The 22,031-nt window shown below is 51.5% G+C and carries 19 protein-coding genes; 15 read left to right on the top strand and 4 right to left on the bottom strand.

Annotation, left to right across the window (positions count from 1 at the left end):
- Positions 1 to 103: 103 nt before the first annotated feature.
- The gene (locus GKKCFE_RS11340; RefSeq protein ID WP_076386648.1) at positions 104 to 1,252 is read right to left on the bottom strand and encodes an alpha/beta hydrolase; all 1,149 of its coding nucleotides are present in this window, start codon (positions 1,250 to 1,252) and stop codon (positions 104 to 106) included.
- A 722-nt stretch (positions 1,253 to 1,974) separates the two neighbouring features.
- Here GKKCFE_RS11340 and GKKCFE_RS11335 point away from each other — a divergent pair.
- From GKKCFE_RS11335 to GKKCFE_RS11280, 12 genes are all read left to right on the top strand, one after another.
- Complete coding sequence (locus GKKCFE_RS11335) at positions 1,975 to 2,442, top strand: M15 family metallopeptidase (RefSeq protein ID WP_445577855.1); 468 nt, start codon at positions 1,975 to 1,977, stop codon at positions 2,440 to 2,442.
- Between the two features lie 114 nt (positions 2,443 to 2,556).
- Positions 2,557 to 3,030 carry a hypothetical protein gene (locus GKKCFE_RS11330; protein WP_445577854.1) on the top strand — a complete coding sequence of 158 codons (474 nt, stop codon included), beginning with the start codon at positions 2,557 to 2,559 and terminating at the stop codon, positions 3,028 to 3,030.
- A 75-nt stretch (positions 3,031 to 3,105) separates the two neighbouring features.
- Complete coding sequence (locus GKKCFE_RS11325) at positions 3,106 to 4,239, top strand: hypothetical protein (RefSeq protein WP_445577853.1); 1,134 nt, start codon at positions 3,106 to 3,108, stop codon at positions 4,237 to 4,239.
- Between the two features lie 10 nt (positions 4,240 to 4,249).
- A complete protein-coding gene (locus GKKCFE_RS11320) occupies positions 4,250 to 5,413 on the top strand; it encodes a hypothetical protein (RefSeq protein WP_445577852.1) in 1,164 nt (387 codons plus the stop codon).
- Positions 5,410 to 7,275: a pYEATS domain-containing protein gene (locus GKKCFE_RS11315; protein WP_445577851.1), complete on the top strand. Its 1,866-nt coding sequence runs from the start codon at positions 5,410 to 5,412 to the stop codon at positions 7,273 to 7,275. Before GKKCFE_RS11320 ends, GKKCFE_RS11315 begins: the two co-directional genes overlap by 4 nt.
- Before the next feature lie 150 nt (positions 7,276 to 7,425).
- Positions 7,426 to 8,004, top strand: a complete 579-nt coding sequence (locus GKKCFE_RS11310) for a hypothetical protein (RefSeq protein ID WP_445577850.1) — start codon at positions 7,426 to 7,428, stop codon at positions 8,002 to 8,004.
- Positions 8,005 to 8,853: 849 nt separating this feature from the next.
- Positions 8,854 to 10,737 (top strand): Mu transposase C-terminal domain-containing protein, encoded by a 1,884-nt coding sequence (locus GKKCFE_RS11305; RefSeq protein ID WP_341637494.1) that lies wholly within the window; start codon positions 8,854 to 8,856, stop codon positions 10,735 to 10,737.
- Complete coding sequence (locus GKKCFE_RS11300) at positions 10,734 to 11,720, top strand: TniB family NTP-binding protein (protein WP_133337723.1); 987 nt, start codon at positions 10,734 to 10,736, stop codon at positions 11,718 to 11,720. Before GKKCFE_RS11305 ends, GKKCFE_RS11300 begins: the two co-directional genes overlap by 4 nt.
- Positions 11,662 to 12,456, top strand: coding sequence for a hypothetical protein (locus tag GKKCFE_RS11295; protein WP_445577849.1), 795 nt, complete (start codon positions 11,662 to 11,664; stop codon positions 12,454 to 12,456). Before GKKCFE_RS11300 ends, GKKCFE_RS11295 begins: the two co-directional genes overlap by 59 nt.
- Before the next feature lie 113 nt (positions 12,457 to 12,569).
- Positions 12,570 to 13,547 (top strand): hypothetical protein, encoded by a 978-nt coding sequence (locus tag GKKCFE_RS11290; protein ID WP_445577848.1) that lies wholly within the window; start codon positions 12,570 to 12,572, stop codon positions 13,545 to 13,547.
- An 846-nt stretch (positions 13,548 to 14,393) separates the two neighbouring features.
- Positions 14,394 to 14,711 (top strand): hypothetical protein, encoded by a 318-nt coding sequence (locus GKKCFE_RS11285; protein ID WP_341637497.1) that lies wholly within the window; start codon positions 14,394 to 14,396, stop codon positions 14,709 to 14,711.
- Positions 14,712 to 14,758: 47 nt separating this feature from the next.
- On the top strand, positions 14,759 to 15,166 hold the full coding sequence (locus GKKCFE_RS11280; protein WP_133337731.1) for a histone-like nucleoid-structuring protein, MvaT/MvaU family: 408 nt from the start codon (positions 14,759 to 14,761) through the stop codon (positions 15,164 to 15,166).
- Between the two features lie 386 nt (positions 15,167 to 15,552).
- Here GKKCFE_RS11280 and GKKCFE_RS11275 read toward each other — a convergent pair whose 3' ends face one another.
- On the bottom strand, positions 15,553 to 16,008 hold the full coding sequence (locus GKKCFE_RS11275) for a helix-turn-helix domain-containing protein (RefSeq protein ID WP_133337733.1): 456 nt from the start codon (positions 16,006 to 16,008) through the stop codon (positions 15,553 to 15,555).
- Positions 16,009 to 16,230: 222 nt separating this feature from the next.
- On the opposite strand from GKKCFE_RS11275, the gene GKKCFE_RS11270 reads away from it, so the two are divergent.
- Positions 16,231 to 16,962 carry a metallophosphoesterase gene (locus GKKCFE_RS11270; protein WP_341637498.1) on the top strand — a complete coding sequence of 244 codons (732 nt, stop codon included), beginning with the start codon at positions 16,231 to 16,233 and terminating at the stop codon, positions 16,960 to 16,962.
- 502 nt (positions 16,963 to 17,464) lie between these two features.
- Positions 17,465 to 17,962 (top strand): hypothetical protein, encoded by a 498-nt coding sequence (locus GKKCFE_RS11265; protein ID WP_341637499.1) that lies wholly within the window; start codon positions 17,465 to 17,467, stop codon positions 17,960 to 17,962.
- Positions 17,963 to 18,422: 460 nt separating this feature from the next.
- On the opposite strand, the gene GKKCFE_RS11260 is transcribed toward GKKCFE_RS11265, so the two are convergent.
- Both GKKCFE_RS11260 and GKKCFE_RS11255 read right to left on the bottom strand, forming a co-directional pair.
- A complete protein-coding gene (locus GKKCFE_RS11260) occupies positions 18,423 to 19,478 on the bottom strand; it encodes a hypothetical protein (RefSeq protein WP_341637500.1) in 1,056 nt (351 codons plus the stop codon).
- A gap of 209 nt (positions 19,479 to 19,687) precedes the next feature.
- Positions 19,688 to 20,488: a hypothetical protein gene (locus tag GKKCFE_RS11255; protein WP_133337743.1), complete on the bottom strand. Its 801-nt coding sequence runs from the start codon at positions 20,486 to 20,488 to the stop codon at positions 19,688 to 19,690.
- A 422-nt stretch (positions 20,489 to 20,910) separates the two neighbouring features.
- On the opposite strand from GKKCFE_RS11255, the gene GKKCFE_RS11250 reads away from it, so the two are divergent.
- Positions 20,911 to 22,017: an AAA family ATPase gene (locus GKKCFE_RS11250; protein WP_341637501.1), complete on the top strand. Its 1,107-nt coding sequence runs from the start codon at positions 20,911 to 20,913 to the stop codon at positions 22,015 to 22,017.
- Positions 22,018 to 22,031: the final 14 nt, after the last annotated feature.

Here is a 22,031-nt window from a genome sequence, read left to right as displayed (position 1 = left end):
TTATTTGGTTATAGTTTTTATTCTAAAACCGCACCAACGGTGATAATCACCAGCAACTAAGGCTCCAGACAGGAGGAGGGGCCCGACGGCAAGGGGCGGGCGATTATCGTGTGTTTGCCACAGTGGAATGTTCTTGAGCCCCGGCCTCCAGCACCTGCACCATCACCTCGGATTGCCAGGCGAAGTACGGGTTGTAGGTCAACCGTGCATGGACTTTACCGGGCTCACGATAACCCCAGTCCGAATACCAGACAGGGCCACCTGCCTGGCATTGTTGGTAAGCCGTGTCGCTCTGGCCGTTCCAGCACAGACGCTGGTTACCCTGGCGACCATATTGCGGATTATCGGGGGAGAACAGCACGCCCATATGGGAAAACTGACTGATCTGCTCGGCCGGCAACTGGTCGCTGCGCACCAACAGGCGCGGACTTTGCAATTCGTTGGCGAGGTTGCCATACCAGATCATCCGCGACCCCGGGTTGGGGAAACGCCGATTGAAGGCGTCCCGTACAAACTCCACATCCACCACCGAGTCATGGGCCGCGCTGACCACCAGCACCGGGCGGTCGAACGCCTGCGATGCCAGCTTGCTGCGCACGGCCGTACTGCTCAGGTAAAACTGGGCGAAGCCATTGGTTGGCACGTTCTGGTAGCGCAGCGACGTCTGCTGCGGGGCCGCGCTGGTCGGCTGCCGTAGCCATGGTTTGACCTTCGCCAGCCACGGCAACACCCAATCAAACCCAACATTGGACTTGAACGCCGGGGAAAACAGCAGCAGCCCAGCGATCGACTGATCGTCCATGGCGTACGCCACAACCAGGTTGGCACCGGTGGAGAAACCACCCAGGTAAACGTGGCCGACATCCTTGCGTAGCAGCGTCACCTGTTGCTCCACGGTTCGACGCCAATCATTGATGTCAACGTCGAGCATATCGGCCGGCCGAGTGCCGTGGCCGGGCAGCAGCACGGTGCGTACCCGATATCCCTGGCTGGCCAGCTGTGTCGCGACATCTACGAATGAGCCGGGCGAATCGCCAAGGCCGTGAACCAGAAGAACGCCTCTACCATTGGGCTGCGCGGGTACCCATTCACGGGGAGCGTTCCAGGCCAGCTCCAAGGTGTGGTCGGGATTCTGAAACTGCCGATTACGCTCAATCTGCGCCAGGGTTTGCAGGCGGTAGTCGCCAAAGCTGACCGGCGCCGGCTGGGCGACCTCAACCGGAGCGCGCGCGCAGCCGGCAAGGCCGATCATCAAGAGCGCGTAGAGTGCTTTCATTGGGGTTTCCATATGTTCATGTTGATGTCCTATCGAGGGCGATAGATGTACCACGTGGGCGGTGTCATCGACATATCGTTCTTTCGAGCAACGGGTTTCTGAACGGCAGGTGGCTGGTATGGGCGCCTGGGGCGTTGCGGATTGCATTGCACAGGGTTCGGACGAGTTACTTTAGATGGGGGAGCTGACGCGAGGGTGACTGGTGGCTGACAGGAACATGTCAAATGCCACTCTGCTCGAACTGATTGACCCTGCTGAGATAACTTCCTGTTCGGCTCACCGCGCTATGTGCAAACTGCATGAGACAAATTTTTCTGGAGGTTCTTGGAACGTCGCGAGCCTTTGGAATGACACTCTTCCTAACCAATTAAAAACATTGAGTATTTAGTCTTTCCATCATTGACGACCTAACATAGGACGCGTTGATTTATAAGAATTGTGGATCATCAACTTAACAGGCTTTAGCAGATAGGATCCGCGCTTGAAATTTTGCATCTTGACAAACTCCGAATCAGCCACTATCTATTGACTGACGATATTGCTGTAGAAAGCATTCTATTCTTGAAAACTGTTTCAAGCCCTTTACAAATGTCATGAGTTGATATCGCTATCGAAACTCAAGAACGTATCCGCAGCGTTTCGTGCTATGAGCCGGATAGCTTTTTTAGCGTTGCAAGTATTTGCATAAGGAGAGCGCTATGAGTGATTTCAAGTTTGGTCCGGAGTCCCTGAAAGAACTAAAGAATCTACACCAAGATTTGGTTGCTGTGGTCAAGAAGTCACTGATTTACTCAGTACAGGATTTTTCGGTACACGATGGGATTCGGTCTCTGGAGGAACAGAAACAACTTTTTGCCAAAGGTGCGACCAAGACACTTGATTCTCGTCATATCACTGGGCACGCAATTGATTTGGTTCCCTATATCAACGGCAAGCTAAGGTGGGAGTGGCCTCCTATTTTTTTAATCGCTGAAGCGGTCAGAATGGCGGCAAAGGAACTGAACGTGCCGCTACGATGGGGCGGCGCATGGGATGTGGATTTCACTCATTCCGATATGGCGCCTGAAGATTTGATGGCGGACTATAGCACGCGGATCAAAAGACAAGGTAAACGACCATTTTTAGATGGGCCTCATTTTGAACTGAAAAAATCACAGTACCCATGACCCTGCCACCAATACGTTCATTGTATTGACGTGGTGTGAATAGAGGGTTGGCAACAAACTATCCTGCCTAGAATTATGTCGTTGGGCGTAACATTTATTAGAAGGAGCTTTCCCATGTCAGAAAGCATGACGTTTGATACGCCCATCACTCCGGATATTATTGGTGTCACTGATTTAAATCCGGAAATGATTAAACAGTTGACGGCTCGATTAAAAGACGCCTCAAGTCTTCATAATGTATGGGCTGATCCCATATTATTCAATGGAGGTACCATTTTAGTATTGCTATTGACAACGCTGGCAACGCTGTTGCCTACATCAGCTTATGGGTGGGCGGCACCGTTATGTTCTGCGTTGGCAGGGCTATTTGTTGCGATGGAGCGCGCGCTCGGGTTTGGCGCACGCTGGCGTTATCATCGTGAGATGCGTTTTTCCTACGAGTCGATAATCGACATGTTGGATTTTTTCCCAGCCATTCCCCTCAGTGAACGTCCCAAATACATTCGAGATATCTTTGCTGCATTATACGCAGCCCGATCACGTGAGTCGGCGATTCCAAATGCAGGGACTAACTCAGCTCCAACTTGAGTTTCTTTCTAATACATTTTTACGCCTTTAGTTTTTTATATTACAGAATTTTTACATACTATACACGGAGGCTCTATGGTGCAGTTAGTATTTGTACATGGTGTCGCAACTCGGGATACACCTGAGTATAAGAATTTGGTAAAAACCCGAGAGATGCTCTTTCGCGAGCTGCTATTTCCAAATAAAACGGTAACATTTCATTCGCCGATGTGGGGCCATTTCGTACCTGAAGTCCCATCAGAAGTGTTCAAAACCAATGTTAAAAAGACGGGTACCTTCTCTTTGAACATTGAGGCGCTTCCAAGCATGGGAGGTGGCCTGATAGGTAGTGGTAAAGGCGGGGGGAATGTTGACATCTCCGTTGGCGCTATTGGTAAGCAGGATCCGATCGCTGCACTTGACGCAATTTGCTCTCAGATCGCGGATCAGGCGGCAGCACAGAATCGAGCGTTGAAGCCTGACGAGATACAGGTGTTTCGTGTTGCAGCTGAACTCATAACCTCGAATAAAGCCTCTGTTTTGTTCGATGGAAATGCGACTCCTCAATCCATCACCGCTCAGTTCAACGCGAATGCGCCTAAATCGTTAGGTATTGGCAGTTTCATCGGTGATGCAGTGACAGCGGTCACTGATCGAGTTCGCAATGCAGCCTCGACGCTCGGATTCAATGCAGTCAGAGGAAACCTCACTCCTGCCATTGGTTTGTTTATAAGTGACGTATTCGTCTATCTAAAAGACGGTTATGCGCGTAAAAATATTCAGAAAATCGTCGCAGAGTCCTTAATAAAGGCTCATCAGCAAGCGAAGGAGAACAACGGCCCACTCGTGGTCGTAGGCCACAGCATGGGAGGGGTAATTCTCGTCGATATGCTCAATGATCCTGCAGCAGTAGGCCTTCCCGATGACCTTTCTGTGGATGCACTTCTAACGGTTGGTTCGCAGCCCGGCTTCTTCGCTGCTCTTGATCTTATTGCCCAAAATTTACCAACCCAATTGGCCCGCCAGAGAGCTGATTGCGTCCGCCAATGGATGAATGTTTTCGATCCGATCGATCCGCTAGCCTTTCGTTCCGATATGATTTTCAAGGATGTCATCGACCTTGAATTCAATTCCGTAGCAGGGATCTCGGAAGCGCATTCAAAATACTTCCAGCGCCCACAATTTTACGCTCGGGCGCGTAAGCGCTTGCAGGAACTCAACGTTCTATGAGGACGAATTGATGACATTGCTGATTGATCGTCCCCTTGCAGGTCCTAAAACCCACGCGTTTGTCATTGGCGTGGGTGACTATCCTTACGCTAAAGAAAACGAGGGGGTTCAGGCAAACCTTCGAGGCGTTAATAACCTCCCCAGTGCAGCGGATAGCGCAAAGCTGATGTGTGATTGGTTGATTGAAAATCAAGAAATACTTACCGCTCCCCTTGCCACATTGGAGGTTCTGATTTCAGACCCTCAAGACACTGCAGGCCGATACTCATGGAACCGCGGTCCGGTGGATAGGGCTACTGAAGTGAACGTTCTGGAACGAGGGGAGGCTTGGTTCAACCGGGTAACTGCCGAACCAGGTGATATTGCTTTTTTCTACTGTTGCGGCCACGGCGCGTCGCATTTGCAACAGCCGGTTTTATTCCTTGAGAATCTGAACCAGAACGCGATCAACGTCTGGAAGCACATCGATCTAGGTTCGCTCGCCAATTCACTGAGAAAAAACCAATCTATATCTGCCGCTTTTATGTTTTCTGACACCTGCGGTGAATATTTGCCGGGTTTCGAGCTCGGCAGGGCTCAGGACTGCCGTTTTTATCCTGATCCAAACCTCTTTGCGGTCAGCCGCAATCAAGTATCTTTACTATGCGCTGCGGCTGAAGGCATGCTGGCCTACGAGGGATGTTCGGTTGAGGACGAGACCTTAAAATTTGGCCGTTTCACTCAAACGTTAATCAAAGGCTTGAGTGGCTCCTCTGCGCGATGGCTTCAAAATCGTTGGGGTGTAATACCTCACCATCTGCTCATGGATCTCAAATCCCTACGGCGTGTGTTCTTCAATCACTGGGATGAGAATTTACCATTCGAACCTTACCAGGCGGTGATGCCATCTGAACTGACGCCCATCGTTTTCCCGCAACAGTTCGAACTGCCCATCGTGGTCATGACTGATCCGCCTGAGAGGATGGCGCATTTCAATTTTGTTATCAGTCAGCAGAATGATCCCACACTACCGTCGTTGAAGTGTCGAGATGCTGGCGACCCAAGTGCATGGTTCACGACGGTTCCACCTAGTTGCAATGCGCTGTATGCCATTGCAGTGGATGGTACCGATTACTACCCAGCTCTTTTTCAGCCGAATGCGCCGTTGTTTGATCAGAGGGTCATCGTGCGATGAAAACAAGCCTGCATCTAGAAGCTCCCAATGACTTGTCTGTTGGAACTGTCCGTATCGAAGGAAGGGGGCAGGAGATTGCCGATTGGGTGGCCACTCCCAACAATCGGACATTTGAGCAGGATAATGTTGAGCCTGGCCTCTATTCATGCGTGATCACCCCGGCAGGTGTGCCTCCTCAATCCGTGTTTTTTGAAGTCCGCGAGGGTGTTGCTAACACGGTTATCCTACCGTCTTTCTCAGCATTGTCATCATCGGGCGGCAATACTAACTTTCTCGACGTGGAAACACGGCAAGCGACCGAGGAGTTTATATTCCCGACGATTGAACGAAGCGTTGCTGAGTTTAGACAGCAGGAAAATACGACCTTTGAATCCATTACTAATGAGAGATCCCCTAACGTCGGCCACAGAAAAATCAACATGTCTGGGGAGAGAAAACGTATCTCGATCGGGCTGTCAGAAGAAAACCGTAAGCGAGAATCTTTCGATCTTTTCAAAGGACAGCCGACCTTAGAGCTCTATGCGGGACGGTTGGAAATTGAGTTACCTACTGACTTGGGTCGTGATCCTTGGGCGGGCTATCGGGTAAGGATGTCAGTTGCGATTGAGAAAGCGCGAGTCGAAAGATGTCTTCTTCCGATGTATCGGGGAGGTACAAAAATCACCGTTGCTGCGCCGCCTTTTTCACCGGCTGATCTGGAGTTTGTGATCATGCCGACTGATCCCAAAGTGCGAGCACTGGTACGCGCTTTGGACGCAGGGTCTTCTGCTGAAGTGGCTGCCATTCGCGATGATGTGATTGGGAATGTTGATCCTGCAACCTTACTCCTCAAAGGCGCTGATCCTTGGGCCGCGCTCCTGGTCGGGCTAATCTCAATTCGCTTTCCAGAGCATTTTCCGCAAATTGGACTGGCGTGGGCTGACAAACTTGTAGAGCAGGTGGGATGGTCCTTTGATGCACATGTTATCCGGGCGAGTTATACCCTTACGGCGGCCGGAACGACTGAAAGTGGAAATCAAAATATCGAGAGTATTCAGGGTGCCGCTATCGGTGAAGCCATTGCCTCTCTTGCAAAAGCACAGATGGCGGGATCACCGTACTACAACTCCACAAACAATCTGTTTTCAGAGCTCACAATAGGCATCTCTGACTATTTGAAGAAGAAAGAAGGGAGTCGTGATCTGGAAGTGGTCAAGAGGTTTGATCGTATTCTGACGCGCTGGCATCGCGAGCTACCACTCCAACGCGGGGCGGGAGCGACGTTCACCTGGTTCGCTCGTGATCTTGATGCCCTAAAAAGTCTCAAAATTCTTGTGCCAAAACGAAGCTCGTCTGGAATGCTGCGCCATCGAGACTCTCTGGTCATATTTGAAGGACAGGTGAGCGCCGGTCAGATTGCGATCTATGGCGGTAAATCCAATGCATATAGCGGTATGCATGAGAACTACAATTCCAATGCGGTAGCAAAAGATGGATATCTCGAAATGCCGGCACTCCGTCGTGCCCCAGGACCTGCCGATGATCCCAATCGAGGTCGGTTTGGCGGGCATGCCAGTCATAGCGGTTATCGATTGAGCGCTACATTTGAACCGACGGAGAGCCGAAACTGGGTCACCATCAATCTGAGCCTGGAAGCTGATCGTTCGCGCACAGTTCAGTTAGGTGATTTTGCGTGGTTTGTGCTTCATCCTACTTTTTCTCCCTCGTCAATGAAGGTGACGTTCCAGGGTAGTCGCGCGACACTGCGTCTTCGTGCTTGGGGGGGGTTTACAGTTGGCGTATGGATGCCGAAAGCTGGTATCGAGCTTGAATGTAATCTCGCCGAGATTGAAGGTGCGCCACACATCATAAGAACGCTGTGATACGCCCGACATTCTTAACGGGTTGTTGCCGCAGCCAATGGGTCGGCTGGGTGGCTGTCTTAGCCCGCAAAGGAGTTGCCACTGGCGTAGTGGGACTCCTCGGCAACTAGCAGCAGGATGCCAATAAATTTTACCAAACGAGGGGTTAATGTGAGTGAAGTTGCTGCAATAAGGAATTTAGTAATGCAGTCGGCGAGAACATTGGAGGCGGCAGTTAAGTATCACTGGCCAGTGGTCAATCCTGAGCAGAATGGACTTCAGGAGTCGAATCTGACGATTCATTTCGCGGCTCGCGCGTTGCAGGAAGGTTTACACGTTTACCCCGAGGCCTCGAATCACAACACAGTCGAGGGGCATAGTCGCGTTGATTTGCTAGTAAAGGGCTGTCTTGCAGGCACTGAGCTCACTATTTTGGTTGAGTCCAAAAAACTGTTCTCAGCGGGCAAGGCCGCGGAGATGCATGCGGACTACGGGAAAATGTGCAAGTTCGTATCCACGAGAACTCAAGACGCAAACCTAGAACAGGAAATATACTCCCTGAGATTCGGGCTTCTACTCGCCGTTACCGGCAGCATTCATAACAAAGATTGGTGGATTGAACCCTATCCATATGATGGGAAGTCTTGGGACGCGTTGGCCGGAATACTGACCCAGGCGTGCGGTAAGGGGAGCTACGAAATAGCAGGATTGTATCCGCAACACATTCTTTACGCGGTATTCCAACTATGAAGCTTGCGTAGGAGGAGTGTTTGTCAGACCGAGATTGAGGATGTGCGCCAATCAGCTGAACCGGCTACCAAGGCAATTAGCCGCCACCACTAACCCATAGCTCATCCCTAATCCATTGATGCAGCAAGAGCACGAGCGCAGATTTCAATAACCGGTAGCTTTCATGGCACAAAAGCTCTCGTTTCATGAAACGAGAGCTTTATTTTATTCTTAATAATCAACAGTATAATTCAGTCTTCAAATAATGTTTGAAATTTGAAACATTGCTGCTAAACCTTGATGCAAGGTCTGGGGATTGGAGCAGCATATGTTCTACGCAGGGGCAGTGGGCATACAGCGCAGCGATGGGGGCATGTGCCTTATCAGCAGTTTGACAGGTCAGGATGGCAGGGTACGGTTAGTACGCCTGGCGACGGGCGCTGTGAGGACGGCCAAGGCTGAAGACATCCTGCCCCTACAGCCCCGGCAATTCCTTGTGCGGTTCAATAATCACATGCTAGAGATGGTATCAACACATAGTTCGGAATCGAAGCCCCCCTTAGCAGAGAAGCCCATTCCAGTGTCAACCATTGAACTCATCAAGCACTACTTTGAAATCGTCAGGCGCGATCCATCACATAACCATGAATGCTGCTTTCTACAAGAGTTCATTATATCAAGCGTTTGGCACTATGAAATGGCCCTGCCTATGACAAGTAGGGTAATTATGGTCACTAAGATTCAAAATATCTTTGGATATATTGGTATGAGTTGCCCAAGCAAATCACTTCTATATTATCGCTTTGTAAACCTTAAGCGCTCAATGGTCGTAAGCGCTCGATAGTCGCAAGCTTATCTTTGGGGGTTACTGTGGAGTTTGACCAGAACACTCCGGTTTTCATTGAAAGCGTACCTGGCAAAGTCTTCAGCATCAGGGACTATGATGCGACCACTAATCTGGTTTCCGTCCAGTCAATCGATTTGGCTGAAACGCACAGCGTACCTGTAAGCGAGATAGTGCCTTTTGACTCCGGAGTCGCGACGTCGGTTTTTGAAGCATCTCTGCAACTGCGTAAACAACAGGATCTCATCAGCAGCGAGGACGAAACCCGCATTGCAAACGAATACGATAGCGATGAAGTTAGCGAAGCCCAAAAAATAACTTCAATAATAGTTAAATTTCAGGCCAAGAAGATCGACTTGGAAACTGCCTTGGCTGAGGCAGGAATGGCATTTAGCACTTTCAAAAAACGGCGGAAGCTCTACAATGAGGATCCCCGGTGGCAATCCCAGTTACCCCGAAAGTCCGGGCGGCGCCTAGGCGAGGGGGGTATAAGTCCTGAAGTCGAAATTATAATAGCAGAAGCGTTTGACTCTCATTACACTGGCTACGGCGCAAACTACCAGCTTGTCTACGACGAAGTCGTGACACGTTGTGACGAAAAAGGCTTGGAGCTACCATCCCAGACTACTATGTGGCGCAGGCTCAGCGCGATCTCAGAAAAAATAAAAGTAAAGTCACAACTGGGCCCAGATATAGCAAATAAAAGATTTAGCGCTTTCCCAGCTATCGATCACATAAGTCCGATGAAATGGCTTCATGTCGATCATACGCCGACAGATATAGTCTTGGTGCATGAGGATACAAGAGAACCCCTAGGCAGAGCATGGTTGACTGTTGTCAGTAATCCATTCTTTAACGCAGTAATGGGTTTTTCCATAAGCTATAATACTCCAAATCGAGCGAGCGTCGCGGCGGCTATCCACCATGCAATGATGCCCAAGGCCAGGTTCATGGCTGAGCTCGGGCTCTCTAATTATAGTTGGCCTATGTACGGCACTGGAGAAGGTTACATCGTTGATGGCGGCTCAGACCTCAATGCAAAAACCATTCGCAAGGCTTTTGACCTTTACGGCATACGCCATGTGCGGCGGAAAAGAACTCAGTCAGGTGGCGCCGTGGAGAATGATCAGGGAGTGATCAATCGCTTTTGCCTCCAAACATTGGCTGGTAGTACTGGCTCTGCGCCCCTTAAAAGTCCAGATTTCGATCCTGAAACAGCAGCACGGTATTCAATCAAAGAAATTACTAAGATAGTTGCCATCGACATTTGTAAAAATCACAATACTGGCGGCGAGGGTGGACTAACCTCTAATATGAGGTGGGACAAGATATACGGTCTTCATGACGGCGTTCTAAAATTACCGCCGATCATGAATGACCCCCTTGGGTTTATGATTGAGATGCTACCTTCAAGTAGGGTTAAGGTTCGGCCTGCCGGAATTGTAACTAGAGGTATTCCTTATGAACACGGGCCTTACTTTAACAAGATCGGAAACATGGTGTCCGTAAAGATAGACATTAATAATTTGCATAGGATATGGGTGAAGCATGATGGGAAGTGGAAGCCTTTGCGTACCCTTAGGCCCTCTAAAACGCCAAGAACACTCCTGGAATACAAGATCCAACAAAAGCAGGGCCTCCAGCGTGGGCAGCTTACGCAAGAAGGGATGGCTCTCCACAGAGAGTTCAACAAGGCAACAGGCCGAGATAAGGAGACTACCCGCTCGACATTAAGGGCTCAGGAGAGTGCTGCGCAGGCTGAATGGGTTGGCCCTTTCAAGGATATGGGTGGAGACGGCGCACCTACTGGCTCACAGGAGGGTGTTACTCCATCCTCCAAAACCGCGACAACCGCTTCCCCATCCTCCAGGCGCGTCGTGAGAGCTTTCACTGGAGACGACGACTTATGATCCAGCTAAGCCCGGGCACACGTAAGCTTCTTGACCTTCCACCCTCTGAGCGTGCGTTGATGTGTGCTCGTGACATCTGGGTCAACTACCCTGCGGCAGGCGTCGCCATAAATATGGTGAAGCATCTTGCCTCCTTCCCTAGGCGCGCATCGAATCCAGGCCTTGCATTGATTGGAAGTCCAGGCGTTGGAAAAAGCTATTTGGCCCAGCGTTGGGAGAAGGAGAGCTTCAAGCCCGGGTCTGGGTGGCAAGGCAGGGTGCTTTATATCGATATGAGCGAAGAAACATCAAAATTGTCATCTGACGTAGAAATAAGAATGCTTCAAGTTATTGGCATGCTTTACAGGGGACAACCCTTCAGCTCTAGCCATCAGGACTATCTTTCGGCTATCCGGGCTGTGAAAGCTCTAAATATTCGCGTGGTGGTTTTTGATGAGATCCGGGATCTACAAGAAAGGCTAACCAAAACCAATGTTAAAAAGTGCCTTTCAGCATTGAAAGGTTTTTCAGGCAGGAATTGGCAGTTGAATGTGGTCGTGGTGGGCGTATCCCTCTTGTCAGAAATGCTGGATGGAGATGATCAGCTCGGTACGCGGTATGCGCTTAGGAAAATGGAGCTGCCCGATTGGAGCTATGGAGCCCAGCCGGATGGCTCGATAGATTTAACGTCAGAGATCTTTCAAGCCATGCTCTTGGGTGTCATGTGTTACATGCCGTTGAAGGGCCAGTCCGATGTAGAGAGCCACGAGTTCCTCAGCATGTTGCAGCAACTCGCAGCCACAAAACACTCCGAAACAAACGGGCGAGGCGTGTGCCCGTTGCGTTCAGTAATGGATCTTGTGACAGAGTCCTGCATGCAGGCCATTTGGTCGGGCGAGGAACGGATAGACGCCAAAAGCCTCCTGCGCACCAAGGAGCGAATGCTTGGCAATTTCGACGCTGACGAATACATCGAGCAGTATTCTCGACGCAATCCGGCCTGAGCTAATCATTATGGACTCCGCTACCGTTTCCGCTATGGCTGGAGAGTTTTGGATCAACACCAGCCCATCGCAATTGATTTTCGAGCAGTGTCTGTCCCAGGCCACCGTAGCCAGCCTGACCGAGGTTGAGAGTCCCTTGGTGGTGTGTATCGCTGGCATGACGGGATCTGGATTGTCGGGTGTTGGACGGCAGCTCGGGGTAAGGCTGCGTGGGTCACATCGCACACTAGTACTCGATCAGCCTCTGATGACTGGTAGTCAGTACCTCCTAGGCAAGGTCATCTATTCAATGCGGTTGTCACTCAGTACGGTCGTTGAGCCGATACTGCACTTGCCCCTGAACTACGAGGAAGCGCTCAGGTTGAGACGCTATCATGCCCTCATCGTTGAAGACGCTCAGGATCTCTTGCATGGGACGAAGTCGGCCGTCCGGTCTAATCTTGGAGCGCTGGCCTACGTCCTGCGCATGGGGCACTTCAAGATCGTTTTTTTGACGGCCGACCCGGCCGCTATCGGGCAGTACTCCGATTATCTACTGTCCGCTGACATAAGGGTTGAGGTGCTTGAGCTACCTGCATTCGATCTTGATGAAAACTTTGAGAGCTTCGTTGATGCCGTCTGTGCCCGAGTTGGGGATGCCTCTGCGCCCTACAGCGGTCGATACTCAGATGTGCATGAGCTGACGGGCGGCAAAATGGGAAGCGTTGTCCGGTTACTACGGGAAGGCTGCGTATGAGAGGCCGGAGCGCCCACCGTGCTACCAATGTGGGGGCCGAGCCTTTTCAATTTGGTGGTCTCATCAAACCCGTATACGACGAGACCCTTTCCTCATGGCTGGTAAGGGTTGCCTTGAGCGAATCTGTATTGCCTCCTTGGGTTGTCACCGCTCTGGACATGATTACCGCTTCAAAACATGAATTTGACGATCCTGACCAGCTCTATTTGCATGAGCGTCTAACGGCGGAGATGCCTCCAGGGGTTCGGAGCGTCATACAGAGTTCTTTCCACATATCCGAGGCGCTCCATGTGCCGTACGCCGCGAGCCATGCCTATTGCCACGTGTGCCTGCAGAGCGACATAGCTGCGGGAAGGGCGCCGTCCTGGCGTCGAGCCTGGCGACTGAAAGGGCGTGCACTCTGCCATGCGCACCCGCGGCCTGTTTTGCTGAGCCGATTGAATTCAGCGAAGTACGACATCGCAAAAAAACCATGGGCTGCGTTCAGTGAATATGTAGAAAGCCCCGCGCCTCGACTGAAAACCAGCTATGTCCTTACCTATTTCACAAAAGAGCTGATTGGCACCGTTGATGGCAAGCTCAACGCGTTACTCAAGCGTGTTGAAAATTGGTATATCGGGTCGGTGCTAAAGCGAGATGTGGAAGAGCTATCCCCTGAGGCAGCCAATTTTCTACTTGTCCTATGGATGCATTACTTGGGCTCACGAAATGACGGCTGCGGGGTGGCAATCAACTTGGCATTCAATAGTAGGCGTGGGCATCCTGTTGCACGCACCACTGCCAAAGACCCGTTAAGTACAATCTACACTGCGAGCCCGCGCGCACTAGCTGTTGGTTATTGGCTTCTAGGCATGTCGTACGACGTCATTACCTTAGAAGAGGCGAAATTTATACGAAGGGCTCTGTACAGTAACTCAATGTTTTTTCCTATTGATAGACATGAATTGGCTGCGTATAGTCGGAGCGCACTATCCTCCGAATCTGTGAGGCCTGTGCTCAAAGCCATTCGTAAAAGTTTAGCTGGCGACGGTCGCGTTCAAATTGCTTGGCTAGGGCTTCCCCGGTGGTTGGCCTGGAACTTTAAAGACTAACAAAACTTAGCCATGAGCCTTAACCATGAAAAAGATCGAGCATGGTATCACAGCAGGCTGATCACATCTGTTGTTAATCAACCCTCCCTACGTACATGGCACGGGGAGGGGCGTGGGACGCTTGGAGCACTGAAGTTTTCTCGCTTGTTGAGCTCGCTTACGCAGACCAGTTTGGCTAGTGATGGGACTGTGGGCCACCAGAGCCCTGTCCAACTTTAACCTCTGCAGGGTGACACCCCGCCTCAGTCCCTGCCGATTTTGAGCGATACTCAGGGTATTGATACGAGCCCGCACCAATGTTAAGTACGATATATGGATTTATTTAAGTGATTGAATGACAAGCACAAACAAGAAGGAATTGCTTTTTTCGTTAGCTAAACCGGATTTTACGAATGCGTCGTCAACAAATCCAGAGCGGAGGTGTGGAGTACTTTTCCGATATATTGGACTTTCTTCCATCTAGGCATAGCTCAGTAATAGCCTATGCCTATCATCATAGGTAGCCAAATCCCGGGGTCTGATACTGCAGGATTTTTTAACGTGAAAAGTTTTCATGCGTCGGGTAAAGAGCTGCAGGGCGCGTCATCCAGGTCAGCTACCACGATGACGGGTAGCGAACCTAACCGCCAAAATCAACCAAGTGAACTCCACATTTGTTCGTAACTATCTGATTAATATGACCTAGACAGGAGCACTTTGGCAGATGTAGGCGAGCATGGTGTAAGTGTGATCACTCTGTCAGACCCTCACCAGGCCCGCATTGCAAACTCGGCCAGGGTTACCACCAAAGCCGCCTTCGGCTACACTCTTCATAGGGTATCTATCAGCTGAGTAGGGATTTGGCCTATGAACCGGCGCCACACACTGGTCGAATATCGACAAGTCGAACACCGTCTTACGATGGCGTTGAGGGCCTTGAAAGCGGTGCAAGGGCAAGCTGATTACCAGCTAGATCTTCAATTCCATGCGGAGCTGACTGCTTTGATGGATAGCTTTGACTTGCATAAAGACGACGTAGTGCAGCTGTTGCTTGCTCGTGATCATGCGGGCCAGGCCAGTATGGAGTTCCTAACCATGCTGGCTGGCCATCAGGGCAATGGACGTCATGGGGTCACAGCAAGTGAGGAAACCCTATTTGAGCAAGAAGCTACCAGCACTGTGTGAAAACCTAACTGCAGACTTTGCAGCAAGGACACTATTGGGTAATTATAATGGCAGCAAATCAAGCTATAGCGAAAGTAACAGGCGTACTCTCGGCCAGTGCAAATGTTGCACCCGACTATGAAGTGCTCAAACCGTTAATTGATGATCTCCAAGATCCTGAGGTTGCAAAATCTTTGGAGTTTCTCAGGCGCTTAGAAATTATAGCGGCAAAATATCAGTTCTCAATTAAGGATATTATCCTTTTGCTTGATCCATCACAGGCTGAGAAACTTCAATCCGCCCCTGGCGGCAGAGGTTTCGAAGAGTCGGCTAAGCCTAAATCAATTCGACCTCTTAAGATTTATATCAATCCTCATACCGGGCAACGAATTGAGACGCGTGGCGCCAATCACTCTGTATTGAAAAGTTGGAAGCTGGAGTATGGCGCTCAGGAGGTTAGTAGCTGGGCGCGGTGATTTTTTAGTGCAAGTGGCCAGGTTGGATATATTTACGGAGTGACTCAATCGGTCGTGTACTGCAAAGCCTTTGATAACGTATCAGGCGCTCTGTGCCTCATGCTGATGTCATTCACAAGAAGTCAGATATGTACTGGCACCCACCGAAACCGACCCCGAGCGGCCCTATATTGTGCCGGATCTGTGTGGCATACCCACACATTAGCCAAGGCGGTTGAATTCGTTACGAGCAGCCCTACGAAAGTCGGGCGCCTACACTGATAGCCATCCAAGAAAAAGTCCTGTAGTTGTTGGTCTTGTTGCTTGCTCGCCGTTTAGCCAGGAATTAACACGGCTTACCTCCTGATTTTTGTCTTGATGACCGTAGGTGTCGATCAGAGTCTGGATCAATCCATTTTCTTCAAGTGGTTACTGACAGTCTGACGAGCAACCCCCAGGCGCCTGGCTACCTCAGCCTGACTCAGTCCCTGATCCATGAGCTCTCTGATCCGCAGACGGAGTGCTTCTGCAGCAGCAGTGACCGGATGGGAGGTCTCAACGGGCTGGGAAGGAATTTCGCTGGTAAGCAAACCATTAGCTCCCAAATCGCCCGCAAGGTGGTCAAGCACCTGTTGCGGGGTCTGGCCTCGCTCAGCAGCGTAAGCCAGTAGCAAGAGAGTTAGAGGATCGACCTCCAGCGCTTCGGCAAGGGAATGACTAACGTCGAGCGTCACTGAGCGTGTACCCGCTTCCAGCCGGCTGATGTAAGAGCGATCGGTAGCCTGGCCCAACGCCTGCTGAGAGGTCTCTCGTCGTGTGCGTAGGAATTTCAGGGCAGAAGCGTAAGCAGTTCGGAGCGACATAAGCGTTTCCGTGGAAACGGAACGATATGCTGAATTTGCTTTGTCATACGCAAATGCCTATAGTCACATAGATTGACGAGGTGTGCGCTGCCCGCCGGCGCGCGCCCATCCGAGCAGATGTTCCCAATATACGCATAAACCGAATTTCAGTTCGGACATGCGATGAGTCGGGTTTCAACTCTGCAAGCCACACCCCTGCAGCAAGGCCAAAATCACCAGTTCATGAAAGTCCTCATCTACTCAGATTTGCATAACGAATTCGCCCGCTTCATACCCCCAGATGTGTCGGCGGATTTGGTGGTACTAGCCGGCGACATCGATCTGCAAGCGCGTGGTGTTTTGTGGGCAAACGAGACCTTCAGAGCTCCAGTCGTGTACTGCGCTGGGAACCATGAGTGCTACAAAGGGCATATCGATCGAACAATCGAGAAGATGCGTGCTGCGGCGGCCCCCCACGTCCATGTAATGGAGAACGAGGTTTTGACCTTGGGAAACGTGAGGTTCTTGGTAGGCACGTCGTGGACAGACTTTTCGAGCACAGGGGACGTTGTCGCTGCGTCGACGACATGCGCCAAGGGGATGAATGACTTCCGGATGATCAGGGCCGACTCGAATTATCGTCGCCTGCGGCCGGCCGACCTTATTGCCAAGAACCACGCCACTCAGGAGTTTCTTAGCCTGGAGTTGAGTCGGCCATTCGCGGGGAAAACATTTGTCGTCACTCACCATGCCCCATTGGCTGAGGTGGCGGGCGATGAGCACGATGGGCATGTCAGCGCCGCGTACTACAACAGGTGGCACTCTCTGGTGGAGCAGGCCGACTTCTGGGCGTTCGGCCATACCCATTTCTCCGTCGACACTGTCCTGGGTGGGTGCCGTCTGATATCAAATCAGCGTGGGTATCCTTCGGAAAGCTGTGGATTTGACCCATACAAAATTATCGAAATTGACTGAGGAATGGAGAACAGCGTGAGTGCCTGTGAATTGATCGAACTCCCAACGAGGGTTGTATGGGCGAGCGCCATAGGTTGGGGCGTGACCGTCGATGGGTATTTAGTAGACGCAGCGCGGGTGGGGGATCGCTACGCAGCCACTGTCTACGGAGACCAGTCAGGAACTATTAGCGATGGCATGACTGTCGTCACTCCTTCGGTTCGCGCTGTCGAGCAGCGCAGCGGCTTCACGCTAGTGCGTAGCCGGAGCGGTGATGATCACTATGTCATCGTCACTGAACTCCTGGAACGTGATGCTGGAGACGCTTGAAGCCACTGTGCTGCAGCACCAGCGCGGGGCAGGGGCAAGATTCACGAGGCAGGCTGGCTGATTAGTTGTATCGGTATCTGAACTCTGGTGATTGGCATTCTATGTCAAGAACGAGGTGGCGCACCTGCCTGCCTCCAAATTTTTATATGTCCAACTCCAGCAGATAACGTTTCACAAATATTTAAGGAAAGGTATGTCGGAACTCAAAAAAATTACAGTTGTTGTCAAGAATTTCAATCTGAAAGCGAGCGGAGATATTGACGCGCTTTTTACAATGGTGCGATGCGAAGATGAGGAAAGAAATACTCACTACTTCAAAGAGGTTGTGATGCTGAACTACCTCAAAAGACATGGCGCGATGATTACTGATACCCCCCGAACTTGGTTCTTCAAGCATCTAGGAAAAAAATCAATCGTGCTTGTGGCATTTGAAAAGGGCAATGGGAAGGTTGAGTACGACCTTGATCATATGCGACTCGTTGCCAAATCGACCTTCCTGAAGGGCATTGTGTACGGGTTGGCGGCAGTACCCGCAGGTGTGATTGTTGGCACAGCCACGTACGGTATTGGTTTGCTGCTTATTCCTGTGTTCCTTTTTTACAGCTACAGGAATATTTTCAAACTCCCGAAAATGCTGCGCCGTAAGGCCTTGATCAGTGATTTAGCATCTCATGGTGTTGTCGTGCAGTGATGACGAGTGCATCCCCCAGGACGTGGTAGCCCAAAGAGCCGGCCTCGCACCACACTCCGCGTGACCAGGAACCTCTGGTGCTCCCTTAATCCTGGCTTTGCCCTTAGTCCTCTTGGAAAGGCTTTATCTTTGACGAAGCGTGGCTTCGTGTATTGACAATACGATCCTCATGTACACCCGCCGTAATCGAAACGTGGCCGATGCTGTTTGCCCAAGGCCGCGCCTGGAGAACCAGACTCAGGCGATGACCTGGTTCCCGTCCCAACGTGTTTTACTCCGAACGGGCAGGGGTAGATCACTTCGTCATATTTGTTAGGTGGGCTTTAGGTGGTGAACTCGATGGGCCTCTCGTTGCCCGAGTTCACCACCTTTATTACTGGGAGCAGAAACCGGTCTCAGCGTCGATCGGGTCGCGGGCCAACCAGAAAAACCAAGGAGCATATACACTGTTCAGTGGCCCTCAGTCGTTGATGAACTCTTCAAATTTCCGGCGGAGTGTGTGCCCGGGATATTTGGAGATACGCTCACTTCCGACCAGATAAGAGGCGATGGTCTTTGGCTTTCTTCCCAGCTCGCGCGCGGCCAAAGCAGAGACGGCACCAATCAATATTCCCGTGCAAATTCTCCAAGGCTCGTAGGGGTCACCGGAGCCGAAGGTTGGCAGGGCAATCATCGTGGCTGCCACTGGGATTCCGACTGAGAAGATGCTGCAGATATCGTCGGTGCGAAGGAATCCAATCGAATCCCTATAGTCAGCTTTAGCGCGCTCAAAGCGTTTAACGAAATCACCGACGATGTACTGAGCATGGCTTTTGCTGTTGCACGTTGAGATTTCAGCCTTCAACAGCTTCAGTTCGTTCTGAAACTGCGCCCTGACCTCGACATGCTCCTCGCGAAACCTCAAAAGCTTGTCGATATTCACGTGTGCCAGGCTGCGCGGCAGAAGGTCATTGATAGCCATGTTTGCGAGGTATGCTTTGGCGTCATCGTCGTAAACGGCCTCGGTGAAACACCCTTCGTTGGCGAAGTAGGTACCGACAGCCCAGCAGTCCGACGAATCTGTTATAAGCTGCAGTGAGCGCCGTTCCGCCACTGACGTTGCAAGGTAGAACATGTAACCGCCGGCTAGGTCGTCTGGCACCTCTAGAAAGCCATCCGCGCTCAAGCGCTGGGTCAGACTTTCAAACAATGGCAATAGTTTGGCTTCGATCTTGTCCGGATTTATCCGCGTGAATGATTCGGACGAACATCCTGCGGGCCAGACCAGTGGGCTCGTCGTGCGGGCTCGAAGGTGATAGAAATCCAGGAAGCGATGGGCCGCTCTGTGCTTCTCGATCGGTTCGAGCGTCAGGTCGACTACAGCCCCAGCTTGCAAGGCCTCCCGTACCTCCGCGTCATCCTGTGGCGCATATCCTGTGGGGACTATGCGATGGATACCATCCCAAACCAGCAGCGACCGCTTCAGCGCCTCCGTATCCTGAAATTCAATTGATGGATAATGCAGGGCGCGTGTCATGGGGGACGTCCTTGTACGTTCAGAGAAAATGGTCTTTGGGCTACAGCCAAATGATAGATCACCCCAGCAGAGAAGCACGTTGGCACATCCTTGAACTACAGCCACTAAAACGCAAGATCATATATCTGCAGTTAAAACCTCAGCCCAGGCTAAAGTCACAGCCCCAGCGATAATCGAGGTAGGCACTAGCATTCCTCAGAGCCACTTGCTCAGACTAACCTGTCGCGCCGGTAGGCGCCGGAGACTGCGTAGAGGAGGGTATCAAGCTCTGCAGTGGTCGCAAACCGGGCTTCAAATTCCCCTGTTTCACCAGCGAACACGTACTCCGCACACTGGCAATCGTCTTCACCCTCGCCGCAGTTTATGCAAGTGGGGTTGCAAGCGTTGATCACGGCATCTATCGGGTCGTCATCGATCCCGGTATACGCTCCGAGTTCCATGTCTTCCATACCGCCTCGGGCGAACTCCGCGACTGCCTCCTCGTCTTCGAAGTGCCAGGCGCATAGTGCTTCCAAGACCGGAAGGAGCACGACTCGGACGTAGTCAAATCGAAATCCGTCCAGAAGGCAAAGGATCCTGCCTTCGTCCTCGACTAAGCATTCGAAGCTAACTTGGCCGTACTGCCGAATTAAGTCCTGATACCGCTTCGGCTCAATGCGTATATGTTTCATGGCGTTGTTGACTGCATCCACCAGCGTCATCTTTCCGCCCAGGATCCGAGCACCAGCAACTGCGTATTCAGCGTCAAAAACCTGGATTAGAGCTCCCCGGCCCTCCTTTAAACCGAGCGCGCGCCGGATAGCGATGATGTAATCGATAGCGTGTGCGGCGCACAGATTGGCTCCGATAACCTGGTGCAGCTTCAGGCTGCGGCTACCAGAGTTGCTCCTGAGCTCTTCAAAAACGGGGAGGAGGAGTGTGTCCAAGTATTTAAGATAATCGGCGCAGGCGCTCTTGCAGGTCTCTGAAAGTTCGTGATCCAGGCTGTCGGTCGCGGTGCTTCTGCTCATCGAGTGCTTATGCTCAGCTACGGGAGGTTGGTCATTATGATTGTACACCGGGGCCCTAGGATGGGAGTGGGGGGCCGTGTGCCTGTAACCCGTGCCTGGGCGAGGTAAGTCTTCTAGCGGGCATTTGGCTTTTTGTTAGCGAGAAGGGACGTTTCGGGAAACCCTGGCGCTCTGCCCAAAACTTGCTCGGTGGTTTTAGCCTGAGAGATTATCCACTTGTGACGCTGGCCCACATCAGCGTGGTCAGGTTCATCTCCATCCCGTCTTCCATCCTCTTACGAGATCAATCCAACGATCCTGCTTGGTACTCCGCCCTCGACTACTCCAGTGCCGTTTGAACGGCGAATCCTGCGGAACTCTGTGCCATCTTTTTTCTCGTTTCGCAAACCCTTAGGCTGTTCCGACAGACAAGGAGAATTGCTATGTCCCCACTGGCCACTGCGCTCATGAGTTCCCGGATCGAACATTCGATGTCCAGATTCAGGGCCGCAGAATGCGCAGGCGTGAGTGAACGAACCTGGAGATATTACGAGCAGGGTCAGCGCTCACCGCACAAAAGCGTAGTACGAAATTTTTTTGACCGATCGGGGATTTCGATGCCCTCGAACATCGCCAAGCTGCTGAAGGTTGCGCGATCAGCCCGCGTGCTGAGCATTACATCTCTCAAGGGAGGGGTCGGTAAGTCGCCCATTACCGTTGATGTAGCAGCATGTTTGGTGGAGCGAGGAAGCAACGTCGCAATCATTACGCACGACTGTTGTTATGAGGATGACGCTTCAAATGGGAAGCACCCCAAGGCCCATTCACTGGCTGCCGGTGTCGACTTCTTTGGCTATACAGACGTGTTTTTTAGCGTGGCCGAAAAAGGCAGTTTCACCAAGCGACTGCGACACATCGTGGATCATGGATCACCCATGGATCGCAGCGGACTGGAGTTCGAAATGGGTGGAACGCTGGGTTCAATGGTCGAAAGGATCGCATCCTCCAGAATGTTCAAGGACATCAAGGCTGACTATGACTATGTCCTGCTTGACCTCAATCTCAAGGTCGACCTCATTCGGGCCCATTCAGACCTGGTTGTGATCATCATCGACAGCGCCTGCCATCAATCAGTGGATAGCGCCCAGCGATTGAATTTGCGATTGCTTACAAGCAAGGGCAGACGCCGTACACCGAGATGCTTTGGGTTAGTCACGCGCAATGATGTAGGTGGCAGAAGCCAAGAATTGGAGGAGTTTTGTGGAGGCTTGGAAATTTCTCCTGCACTTGCAGAAGGGCTGGAAGCAAGGCGGCTCAGCTCCAGTAAATTCCGGGAACATATTCTCAAGGACATCAAGTCCCTGCCTTTGACTCGCCTGATGACTCACTTGACCAATGCTCATGAAGTCGTGATCGACAAATACAACAATGACCAACCATTCATGGAGGGTTTTTCCTACTTCGATTCCGTCCTGGATATCTCCCCCGATTCGCATGCGGCGGACGAGATACGTCGGTTGGCGACAGAGCTCGTTGATTATCGGTTATAGCCATGCGTACGCCT

The sequence above is a fragment of the Pseudomonas sp. E141 genome (assembly GCF_052659885.1).
The sequence above is the reverse complement of the archived record's forward strand: the minus strand, read 5'-3'. Positions and strand labels throughout refer to the sequence as shown.

Bases quoted from the DNA above. Each gene is read 5' to 3' on its own strand.
- GKKCFE_RS11275 (WP_133337733.1), bottom strand. From the start codon at position 16,008: ATGTCGCTCCGAACTGCTTACGCTTCTGCCCTGAAATTCCTACGCACA.
- GKKCFE_RS11300 (WP_133337723.1), top strand. From the start codon at position 10,734: ATGATCCAGCTAAGCCCGGGCACACGTAAGCTTCTTGACCTTCCACCC.
- GKKCFE_RS11325 (WP_445577853.1), top strand. From the start codon at position 3,106: ATGGTGCAGTTAGTATTTGTACATGGTGTCGCAACTCGGGATACACCT.
- GKKCFE_RS11280 (WP_133337731.1), top strand. From the start codon at position 14,759: ATGGCAGCAAATCAAGCTATAGCGAAAGTAACAGGCGTACTCTCGGCC.
- GKKCFE_RS11260 (WP_341637500.1), bottom strand. From the start codon at position 19,478: ATGACACGCGCCCTGCATTATCCATCAATTGAATTTCAGGATACGGAG.
- GKKCFE_RS11320 (WP_445577852.1), top strand. From the start codon at position 4,250: ATGACATTGCTGATTGATCGTCCCCTTGCAGGTCCTAAAACCCACGCG.
- GKKCFE_RS11330 (WP_445577854.1), top strand. From the start codon at position 2,557: ATGTCAGAAAGCATGACGTTTGATACGCCCATCACTCCGGATATTATT.
- GKKCFE_RS11340 (WP_076386648.1), bottom strand. From the start codon at position 1,252: ATGATCGGCCTTGCCGGCTGCGCGCGCGCTCCGGTTGAGGTCGCCCAG.
- GKKCFE_RS11250 (WP_341637501.1), top strand. From the start codon at position 20,911: ATGTCCCCACTGGCCACTGCGCTCATGAGTTCCCGGATCGAACATTCG.
- GKKCFE_RS11285 (WP_341637497.1), top strand. From the start codon at position 14,394: ATGAACCGGCGCCACACACTGGTCGAATATCGACAAGTCGAACACCGT.
- GKKCFE_RS11270 (WP_341637498.1), top strand. From the start codon at position 16,231: ATGAAAGTCCTCATCTACTCAGATTTGCATAACGAATTCGCCCGCTTC.
- GKKCFE_RS11335 (WP_445577855.1), top strand. From the start codon at position 1,975: ATGAGTGATTTCAAGTTTGGTCCGGAGTCCCTGAAAGAACTAAAGAAT.
- GKKCFE_RS11255 (WP_133337743.1), bottom strand. From the start codon at position 20,488: ATGAGCAGAAGCACCGCGACCGACAGCCTGGATCACGAACTTTCAGAG.
- GKKCFE_RS11265 (WP_341637499.1), top strand. From the start codon at position 17,465: ATGTCGGAACTCAAAAAAATTACAGTTGTTGTCAAGAATTTCAATCTG.
- GKKCFE_RS11315 (WP_445577851.1), top strand. From the start codon at position 5,410: ATGAAAACAAGCCTGCATCTAGAAGCTCCCAATGACTTGTCTGTTGGA.